1 protein-coding gene is annotated in these 11,185 nt (G+C 69.6%); it reads left to right on the forward strand.

From position 1 onward, the window contains the following. Positions 1-36: 36 nt before the first annotated feature. Positions 37-11,133 (forward strand): non-ribosomal peptide synthetase, encoded by an 11,097-nt coding sequence (locus tag Q0627_RS09985; RefSeq protein WP_298809429.1) that lies wholly within the window; start codon positions 37-39, stop codon positions 11,131-11,133. Positions 11,134-11,185 lie beyond the last annotated feature (52 nt).

Consider the following 11,185-nt stretch of genomic DNA (forward strand, 5'->3'; position numbering starts at 1 on the left):
CACGGTGGAGACAGATGTGAGGGGAGCTGGTTTGGCGTGACGGGTGTGGGTGAGGTTGCTGCCGCGTTCAGCCGTGTCTGGGGTCCTGCCCCGGCGACGGTGGACCTGGTGGCGTTCGCCGCGACGATTGCGCCAGACTCGGTCGCCGTCGACGGTGTCGCCGGACCCGTGTCGTTCGCGCAGCTCAACACACAACTGTCGCTGACCGCCAGGGTTCTCGCAGCTCAGGGCATCGACACCGACGCGGCCGTCGGGGCCGCGGTGACCCCCGCCCTCCCGGTCGCGGGACTATCGCCCGAGGCCGTGGCCGCACAGACCAGGGAGACGGTGGCCGCGATCCGGGCGCGAGCCCTCGGCTACGCGGGCAGCACCGACCTCGCCTCCCTGCCCGGTATCTTCCGGTCGGTGGCGGCCCGCTTCGGGGAGCGCACCGCCCTCACCGACGAACACGGACGCACGGTCACCTATACCGAGCTCGACGGTTTGTCCGACGATCTGGCCGCCGGCCTGCTGGCCGCCGGCGCCGGACCCGAGAAGCTGGTCGGCGTCGCCCTGCCCCGCAGCATCGACCTGGTCGTCGCACTGCTGGCCGTGGTCAAGACCGGGGCGGGTTACCTGCCACTCGATCAGACCCACCCGGTCGACCGCCTGCAGATGGTCGTCGACGACGCCGACCCGGTTCTGGTGCTCACCGACGAAGCGACCATCGGGCAATGGTCCGGCCTCGGTGCCGAACTGGTCACCGTCGCCGGGCAGCGCGCCCTGGCCACCGACGACCACCGGGCCGCGCTGCCCACCCGGATCGACAGCGCGCACCCTGCCTACGTCATGTACACCTCCGGGTCCACCGGCCGCCCGAAAGGCGTGGTCATCAGCCATGCCGACGTGGTCAATCTGCTGTCGGCGATGGGCCGCGAATACGACTACTCGCCCGACGACGTGTGGGCGATGTACACCTCCTATGCCTTCGACGTCTCGGTCAGCGAGGTCTGGGTGTCGCTGTGCTGGGGCGGTCGCCTGGTGGTTCTGGACTACCTGACCACGCGGACGCCGCCGGATCTGGTGCGGGTGCTCGACGCCGAGCGGGTGACGGTGATCAACATGACACCGTCGGCGTTCTACCAGTTGGCCGAGGCCGTGCGGGAGCCGTCGGTCCGCACATTCCCCGCGTCGGTGCGGTCGATGATCCTGGCCGGTGAGGCACTCGACTTCCTGCAGGTTCGGCGCTGGTTCGCCGATCGGGAACGCTGCGAGGGCAGCGCCGGACCGCAGCTGAACAATATGTACGGGCCTACCGAGGCCACCGTCTACTCCACCCGCCGCGAGCTGACCCCGGATTTCGTGGCGGCCACATCGGCGAGCGACATCGGCGCCGCACTGCCCGGTGTGCGTGCGTACGTGCTCGACTCACGGCTCGTCAAGGCACCCGACGGGGTGCCCGGGCACCTGTACCTGGCCGGTGGGCAACTCGCCCGCGGCTATGCCGACCGGTACGAACTGACCGCCACCCGGTTCGTCGCCGACCCCTTCGGCAGCCCGGGCGACCGCATGTACCAGACCGGCGACGTCGCGCTGATCCGTGACGGCGGCATCGAATACCTCGGCCGCGCCGACGACCAGGTGAAGCTGCGCGGCTTCCGGATCGAGCTCGGCGAGGTGGAGGCCGCGCTGCTGGCCGCGGATGGGGTCAGCGCGGCGGCGGCGGCCGTACATTCGCGCGACGGTTTCCCCGATCAGCTCGTCGGCTATGTCACCGCGGGCTCGGCGGCCGGTGAACTGGTCCCCGCGGATATCAAACGTGTTGTCGCGGGCAAGGTTCCCGAGTACATGGTGCCGGACGTGATCACGGTACTCGATGAGCTTCCGCTCAATGTGAACGGCAAGCTCGACCGCCGGGCACTGCCGGCGCCGGTCCTGGTGTCAGCGGTCGAATTCGTCGCACCCGCAACCGATGCCGAGGCCACGCTGGCGAAGATCTTCGCCGAGGTACTGGGGCTGGAGAAGATCAGCGTCGTCGAGTCCGTGTTCGACATGGGCGGCAACTCGCTGCTGGCGGCGCGCATCGTCGCCCGCGTCTGCGACGACATGGGTGTCGACCTGAACCTGCGCGACCTGTTCGAGGCACCCACGGTACGCGGCTTCGCCGAGCGGGTGGCCGGCGCCGACGCGGGACTCGGCGCGGTGGTGGCGGTGGTGCCGCGACCGGCCAGGGTGCCGCTGTCGTTCGCGCAGGCACGGATGTGGTTCATCAATCAGCTCGATACCACCTCGCCCGCCTACAACATTCCCGCGGTGCTTCGGGTGTCGGGACCGCTGGACATCGGAGCGCTGCGGCTGGCGGTCGGCGATCTCGTCGCCCGCCATGAGATCCTGCGCACTTCGTTCCCCGCCCCGGACGGTGAACCGTTCCAGCTCGTCGGTGACGTAGCCGAACTCGACGCCCGTGACGTGTGGCGGGTGGCCGGGTCGCCCGGCGAACTGCTGGGCGCCATCTCCGAGGGTTTCGACGTGACCACGGATTGGCCTTTGCGGGTGCGTATTTCGGCCGACCCGGAGGACGCCTCACGGCATCTGCTGGCCGTCGTCGGCCATCATATCGGCGTCGACGGCGAATCCGTGCTGCCGCTGGTGAGTGATCTGCTTGCCGCATATGCCGCCCGGATCGACGGGCGCGCACCGGAATTCGCTCCGCTGGCCGTGCAGTTCGCCGACTACGCCATCTGGCAGCACCGGGCGCTCGGCGGTGCCGGCGATCCGGGCTCGGTGGTGGCTCGCCAATTGGCCTACTGGCGTGAACAATTGGCGGGTCTGCCGGATGTGCTGAACCTGCCCGCGGATCATCGCCGGCCCAAGGTTGCCTCCTACCACGGCGCCCAGGTCCGCGGTGAGGTGCCGGCCGCGGTGGCGGCACAGATCCTGGAGGTGGCGCGTACCCATGACGCCACCCCGTTCATGGTGGTGCACGCGGCGCTCGCGGTCCTGCTGGCCCGACTCAGCGCAACTCACGACATCGCCGTCGCCACCCCGATCGCCGGCCGCGGCCAGGCCGTCCTCGAACCGCTCGTCGGCATGTTCGTCAACACCCTGGTACTGCGTACCCAGACCTTCTCGGGCGAGACGTTCACCGAGTTCCTGCACGCGGTGCGGGGCGTCGACCTCGACGCGTTCGGGCATTCGGAGGCCCCCTTCGAATCGGTCGTCGAGGCACTGGATCCTGTTCGTTCCGAGGCCTTCTCGCCGCTCGCACAGGTGCTGCTGTCGTTCGATCCGGCGGCCTCTGCCGCCGGCGCCGACATCGCGGTGGGCGGCCTGGAATTCAGCCCGGTCGGGCTGCCGGTGATTCCCGCGCAACTGGACCTGTCGGTGATCGTGTCGACCGCGGCCGCCGGCGATCCGTGGTCGCTGGCCCTGACCTACGCCACCGATCTGTTCACCGAGCCGACGGCCGCGACGATGCTGCGGCGGTTCGTCGCACTGCTCGAGGGGCTCACCGCCGATCCCGGGCTGCCGGTGGGGGAGGCCGGAATCGTCGACGCCGCTGAACGATCCGCGGTCCTGGCCGCGTCGCAGGGATCGGCGCAGCCGGTGCCGCCCGGCACCGTCGTCGATGTGATCGGGGCTCGCGCCGTCAGCTCCCCGGACAGTCCGGCGCTGCGCCACGACTCCCGTACGGTGACTTACGCTGAGTTCGGTTCACGCGTCAATACCCTTGCGAGGCAACTGATAACGCTGGGTGTCGGCCCCGATACCGCGGTCGCCGTGCTGATCGACCGCAGCGTCGAACTGCTCGTCGCCGTGCACGCGGTGCTCGCCGCCGGCGGCCAGTACGTGCCGATCGCGGCCGATGCGCCCGCCGAACGGGTCCGCTACATGCTGGACACCGCGGGCGCGGGCCTCGTCCTGGTGGCAGGCTCCGGTGTCACCAACCTGCCCGAGGGAGTCGGGACGGTCGTCGTCGACTGTTCCGGCGAGATCCATCCGGACTCGGCAGCAGCGGTCTGCGACGCAGAGCGTCTGGCGCCGCTGCGTCCGGACCACGCCGCATACACCCTGTTCACCTCGGGGTCGACGGGGCAGCCCAAGGGCGTCACGGTCTCGCACCGGGCGCTGCGCAACCGGTTGGAGTGGATGCGCGAGCAGTACGGGCTGTCGGCTTCCGACGTGTTCGTGCAGAAGACCCCGGCGACCTTCGACGTGTCGGTGTGGGAACTGCTGCTGCCGTTGGTCATCGGGTCGCCGCTGGTCATCGCCGCACCCGGCAGACATGGCGACGCGGACTATCTGGCCGCTCTCGTACGAGCAGAACAGATCACCGTGATGCACTTCGTGCCGTCGATGCTGTCGGCGTTCACCGATGTCCTCGGCGCGGACGGTCTCGCGGAGCTGACATCGCTACGGGTCGTGTTCACCTCCGGGGAGGCGCTCGGGACTTCGTCCGCACGGGCTCTGCTCACCGGGGTGCCCGCGGTGCGGCTGATCAACCTGTACGGACCCACCGAGGCCGCGGTCGACGTCACCGCCCATGAAGCACGGGTCGGCGACGAGGTCATCCCGATCGGTACGCCCGTACCCAACACGACGACGCTCGTGCTCGACGAACGCCTGCACCCGGTGCCCCCCGGCGTGATCGGCGAATTGTATCTCGGCGGTGTGCAGCTGGCCCGTGGTTATGCCGCGCGCCCGGACCTGACCGCCGAACGGTTCGTCGCCGATCCGCTGGGCCCCGATGGCGGACGCCTCTATCGCACCGGCGACCTGGTGCGCTGGACGGCTTCCGATGCGCTGGAATACTTGGGCCGTACCGACTTTCAGGTCAAGCTGCGCGGTCAGCGCCTCGAGCTCGGTGAGGTCGAGGCGGTGCTGGCCGCCGCGCCCGGCGTGGTGCACGCCGCCGCTGCCGTCGTCACCACCCCCGCCGGGGACCAGGTGCTGGCCGGATATCTGACGCCTGCCGATGTAGACGTCGCCGGCGTCACGGCGTTCGCCGCGCTGCGACTGCCGGAATTCATGGTGCCGACCGCATGGGTGCCACTCGCCGACGTGCCGCTCAGCGCCTCCGGAAAGCTCGACCGAAAACTGTTGCCGGAACCCGAGTTCGGCGTCCCCGGCGACGACTTCACCGAACCCGCCTCCGACGCCGAGGAACTCGTCGCGCAGGTGTTCGCCGACGTCCTCGGTGTCGACAGGGTGAGCGTCACGTCGTCGTTCTTCGACCTGGGCGGCAACTCGCTGGCCGCGATGCGCCTGGCAGCGCGCGCCGGCGACGCGCTCGGTGTCACGGTGACAGTGCGCGATGTGTTCTCCGCCGACACGGTTCGCGGCCTCGTCGCCGAGGTTGCCGGCCACGACCGGGTCTTGCCTCCGATCACCGCGATCGATCCGCGCCCGGACGTCATCCCGTTGTCGTTCGCCCAGGCCAGGCTGTGGTTCATCAACCAGTTCGACCCCACAGAGGCCACCTACAACGTGCCCGCGGTACTGCGGCTGACCGGCTCCGTCGACACCACCGCCCTGCGCGAAGCGGTGCGAGATGTGATCGCCCGGCACGAGGTGTTGCGCACGTCGTTCCCGGCGGTCGACGGCGAGCCCCGGCAGGTCGTCGGGCAACTCGACGAGTTCGACCGGAGCGAGGTCTGGCGGGTCGTCGACTCCGAGGCCGACATCGTGGCCGCCGTCTCCACCGGTTTCGACGTGTCCAAGACCTGGCCGCTGCGGGTGCGGCTGTACGAGCAGGCGTCCGGCGAGTACCTGCTCGCCGTCGTCGCCCACCACATCGCGGTCGACGGCGAGTCGATGCCGCCGCTGGTGGCCGACGTGGTGACCGCCTTCGCCGCCCGCAGCGGCGGGGCCGCGCCGGCGTGGGAGCCGCTGCCGGTGCAGTTCGCCGACTTCGCCCTGTGGCAGCATCGCGTTCTCGGTGATCCGGAAGCGGCGCAACGGGTTCGGCGTGACCCCCGGACAGGTGAGCGCGTCGTCCCGGATTCGGTGGTGGGGCGCCAGCTTGAGCGCTGGCGCGACCGGCTCGACGGGCTGCCCGAGGTGCTTGACATCGCCGGCGCCCGCCCGCGGCCCGTCGTCGCCTCCCATCGCGGTGCGCGGGTCGGTTTCACGCTCCCGGCGGCCGTCGGTGCCGAGATCGATGAGGTCGCACGCCGCCACCGGGCCACCCCGTTCATGGTGGTGCACGCGGCGCTGGCCGTGCTCCTGTCGCGGCTGAGCGCCACCGACGACATCGCGATCGCGGCGCCGGTCGCCGGTCGCGGTCAGCAAGTCCTCGACCCGCTCGTCGGCATGTTCGTCAACACGCTCGTGCTGCGCACCCAGGTCGATCAGCACGATTCGTTCACCGAACTGCTGCGCCAGGTCAGGGGCATCGATCTGGATGCCTACGCGAACGCCGACGTGCCGTTCGAGGTGGTCGTGGAGGCGCTCAATCCGGTTCGGAGCGAGGCATTCTCACCGCTGGCGCAGGTGTCGCTCTCGTTCGACCCGCAGGCCGGGATCGGCGCGGAGCTGTCCGTCGCCGGGGTCCGGGTGCAGCCGCTGGATCCGCCGTCGGCACCGGCCAAACTCGATATCGAGGTGGTGCTGTCGCCATCGGCGGACGGTACCGACTGGGCCGGATCCATCACCTACGCCACCGACCTGTTCGACGACTTCACGATGGCCGGGTTCGCCGAGCGGCTGGTCCGGCTGGTCGACGGCCTGACCGCCGACCCCGACGCCGCGGTCGGCGACGCCGACCTGATGACGGCGACCGATGAGCGCAGACTGCTCGACGCCGCGTCCGGGGGAACGGTCGACGTCGGAGCGGACTCGGTTACCGGGTTGCTGCGCAGATGTGTCGCCTCGGCGCCGGAGCAGATCGCGGTGTGTTCCGGGGACCGGTCGGTCAGTTACGCCGAACTGGGTGATCGGGTGAATGTGCTGGCGCGCGAACTCATTTCGTCCGGTGTCGGTCCCGACACCGCGGTCGGCATCCGGTTCGAGCGTTCGGTTGAGATGGTGGTGGCCCTGCACGCAGTGTGGGCAGCCGGCGGACAGTTCGTGCCCATCGCTCCCGACGCGCCCGCCGACCGGGTCGGCTACATCCTGGCCACCTCCGGCGCGTCGGTGCTGCTCACCGGGAATGCCGATGGCGCGGCGGGCATCGCCGGCTCCGACGGCGTCCGGGTGCTCGCCGGCTCCGATGGCGTCCGGGTGCTCACCGTCGACTGCTCCGGTGACGCCGTGCCCGCCGCCCCGGCAGTGACCGACGTCGATCGGATCGCCCCGCTGCGCCCGGACAATGCCGCCTATACGATGTTCACCTCCGGATCGACGGGCCGCCCCAAGGGGGTGACCGTGAGCCACCGCGCGCTGATGGCCGAGGTCTACGCCGACCGCGAGCACTACGGCTTCGGGCCCGACGACGTGTTCTTGCAGGTGCTCGAGTACACCTTCGATCCGGCGGTGCTGGAGTTCGTGCGGCCGATCGTTGACGGAACACCGCTGGTGCTGTTAGAACCCGGCGAGCATCGCGACCCGCAGGCGCTGGCTGCGGCGATCGCGAGGTTCGGCGTCACGGCCATGATCGTCGTTCCGTCGTTAATGGCCATGATGGCCGAGACGCTCGGCCCGGATCTACCCGGCGGGGCTCCTACGTGGGCCAAGACACTGGCCAAGGTGTCCGTCGGTGGTGAGGCACTGCCACCGTCGGTGGCCGCCCAGGTCACCGAGGAATGGTCGGTCGGTGTCCACAATCAGTACGGGCCGACTGAGACCACCATCTACTCCACGATCTCGGAGTTCGACCCCGCCGATGGGCGGGTGACGATCGGACGGCCGGTGCCGGGGATGTCCGCGTACGTCCTCGATACACGTCTGCATCCGGTGCCCGCCGGTGTGTCCGGCGAACTGTATCTCGGGGGCGCTCAGACGGCACGGGGGTACGCGTCGGCTCCGGCGATGACCGCCGATCGTTTCGTGGCCGACCCGTTCTCGGCCGGCGGCCGGTTGTACCGCACCGGAGATATTGTGCGCCACAATGATTCGGGCGATCTCGAATATCTCGGCCGGCGTGATTTCCAGGTGAAGCTGCGTGGTCAGCGCATCGAACTCGGCGAGATCGAGACGGTGCTGTCGGGGGTGCCGGGCGTCGTGCACGCCGCCGCCGCGGTGGTGCGGTCCGAGTCCGGGGCGCAGCATCTCGTCGGCTATCTGGCGCCCGCGGACGTCTCCGTTGATTCTGTCAAATCACATGCGGTGCAGCTGCTTCCGGAGTTCATGGTGCCGGAGGTGTGGTTGCCGATCGACGAGTGGCCCACCAACGCGGCGGGTAAGACCGATCGGTCGGCGTTGCCGAGTCCGGACCTGTCGGCATCGGTGGACGAGTACGTGGCGCCTGCTTCGGATATCGAGGCGGTGCTCGCGCGGATCTTCGCCGATGTCACCGGACTCGACAGGTTCGGCGTCACCACATCGTTCTTCGACGCCGGCGGCAATTCGCTACTCGCCATGCGGCTGGCGTCGCGGGCCGGTACGGCGCTCGCGGTGCGGGTATCGGTGCGCGACGTCTTCGAGGCTCCGACGGTGCGCGGGCTGATCGCCGCCACGGCCGGTAACGCGCCGGACCTGCCGCCGGTGATGGCGGTGGTGCCCCGCCCGGAGCGGCTCCCGTTGTCGTCCGTGCAGCGCCGGATGTGGTTCGTCAACCAATTCGACACCGCGTCGTCGGCCTACAACATTCCGTTGCCGGTCCGGATCAAGGGCACGATCGACGTCGCCGCGGTGCGGGGTGCGGTGCTCGACACGATCGGGCGGCACGAGGTGCTGCGCACCCGCTATCCGTCGGACGCCGACGGCCCGTACCAGCAGATCGCCGACGCCGAACAGGTTGCGGCACTGCTGGACTGGCAGATCTGCGACAGCCGGGACGAGGCGCTTGCGGCCGCCGGCGAAGGTTTCGACGTCACCACGGATCTGCCGCTGCGGGTGCGCATCTGGCAGGACACCGCGGCCGGTATCACCGAGGTACTGATCGTGGCCCACCACATCGCCTTCGACGGTGGATCCGGGCGTGTGTTCATCGCCGATCTGACCGCTGCGTACGTGGCGCGCACCGCGGGCGCGGCGCCCGGGTGGGAACCGCTGCCGGTGCAGTACGCCGACTACAGCCTCTGGCAGCAACGCGCACTGGGCGATCCGGGCGACCCCGCGAGCATCCTTGCCCGGGAACTGGCGTACTGGCAAACCCACCTCGACGGTCTGCCCGCGGTCACCGACCTGCCGATGGACCGGCCGCGACCGGCGGTCGCCGATCCGGCGGGCGCGGTGGTCCGCACCGTGCTGCCTGACGACATCGCCACCGCCGTCGCACGGTGCGCCGGTGACTACCGGGTCACCTCGTTCATGGTGTTCCATGCGGCGCTCGCGGTGACGGTCGCACGATTGGCGGCAACCACGGACGTGGTCATCGCCTCACCGATCGACGGACGTACCGACCGTGCGCTGGAAAACCTGGTCGGCATGTTCGTCAACACTCTGGTGCTGCGCACGCGGATCGACCCCGGGGCGTCGGTCGGCGACGTCTTCGATGTCGTACGACGTACCGATCTCGACGCCTTCGGTCATGCCGACGTGCTGTTCGAACAGCTCGTCGAGCGATTCGCACCGCAGCGCTCCACCGCCTACGCACCGCTCGCGCAGGTTTCACTCACCCACACGATCGGCGAAGTCGAGTTGGGGGAGCAGGACGCCGGCGTCGAGCCGATCCTCGTCGATTCCACCGACGCGAAGGTCGACGTGATGGTGAGCGTCGTGGAATCGGCCGGACACACCCGGGTCGAGTTCACCTACGCCAGTTCGCTGTTCGACGAGGCGACGATCGAGCGCTTCGCCGAGGTGTGGCTGCGGGTGCTCGCCGCGATCGTGACCGGATCGGCGACCGCGGTCGGCGATATCGACATCGTCACCGCGGCACCGGGGGCAGTGGCGGCACCGGCCGACGGCGACCGCGACATCGTGACCATCGAATCCGGCACGCTGGTCGACCTGATCGCACACCGCGATCTGGATCCGGCGCACCCGGCGCTGATCTTCGGTGACACCATGCTCGACTACGTGTCCTTCGAACGCCGCACCAACCGCGCAGCCCGGGCGCTCATCGCGCGCGGGGCGGGCTCAGGAGACGTCGTGGTCATCGACACCGACTCGCCGGTCGACCGGGTCGTTGCCTGTTGGGGTGCGATCAAGGCCGGGGCGGCCTGCCTGACCGGCGCCGCCGACCGGGCGGCCTCGGTGTCCGGCAGTCTGCACGGGGTGGGCTCGGTCTTCGTCGTCACCGAGCAGGACGGCGACAATGTTCCGGACGTACCGATCGCCGCATCAGAATTGCGTCGGCCGGTCCGCCGAACCGATGCCGTCGCGCTCGTGGCCGACGACCATCCCGCGGGAGGCGACGGATGGGTGGTGCTCACCCACCAGGGGGTCGAACAGGTGTCCGACGAGTGTAGGGGGATCACCGGATCACGGGTCACCGACCCCGACACCCGGGTCCTTGTGACATCTCCCACCGATTCTGTCGCGGCGTGGGTGACGATGATCGCCGGAGTCATGGCTGGACACACACTTGTCCTGTCCGGTGACGAACGTCATGGCGCGGCTCTCGGCGAGGTCCTCGCCGCAGGCGAGGTCACCGACGTCTGGCTGGAACCGTCCGTGCTGGCCTCGATCGACCCGGAGTCCGCGGATGCGGTCCGCAACATCGTCGTCCTCGGAGGACGGTGCGGCGACGACATCGTCACCGACTGGTGGGCACGTGGCCGCCGTATCTTCACCGCCTACGGCCCCGCCGGGGCGTGGGGCTGGGCCACCAGGGGCCGGGTGGCACGCAAGAAGCCGCCTACCGCGGGTAAGGCGATCGGCGGTGTCGTGGTGAAGGTGCTCGACGAGCGGCTCGCGGAGGCGGCTGCCGGCGAGATCGGCGACGTGTACGTGTCGGGTGAGGCTGTGGCGCGCGGCCTGTTCATCCGAATGGGGGACACCGCAGTGCGTTTCGTCGCAGATCCGGCAGGTGACGGAGTCCGGATGTACGCGACCGGGATGCGTGGCCGGCTCAATGCGGGCGGGGACCTTGCCATAATGGACGAATGACCCCCTGAACCCACACGGAACGCTGAACCCACAGAGAACAATGACCGGTGGC

The organism is uncultured Gordonia sp. (assembly GCF_937858515.1).
Classification (GTDB): Bacteria; Actinomycetota; Actinomycetes; order Mycobacteriales; family Mycobacteriaceae; genus Gordonia.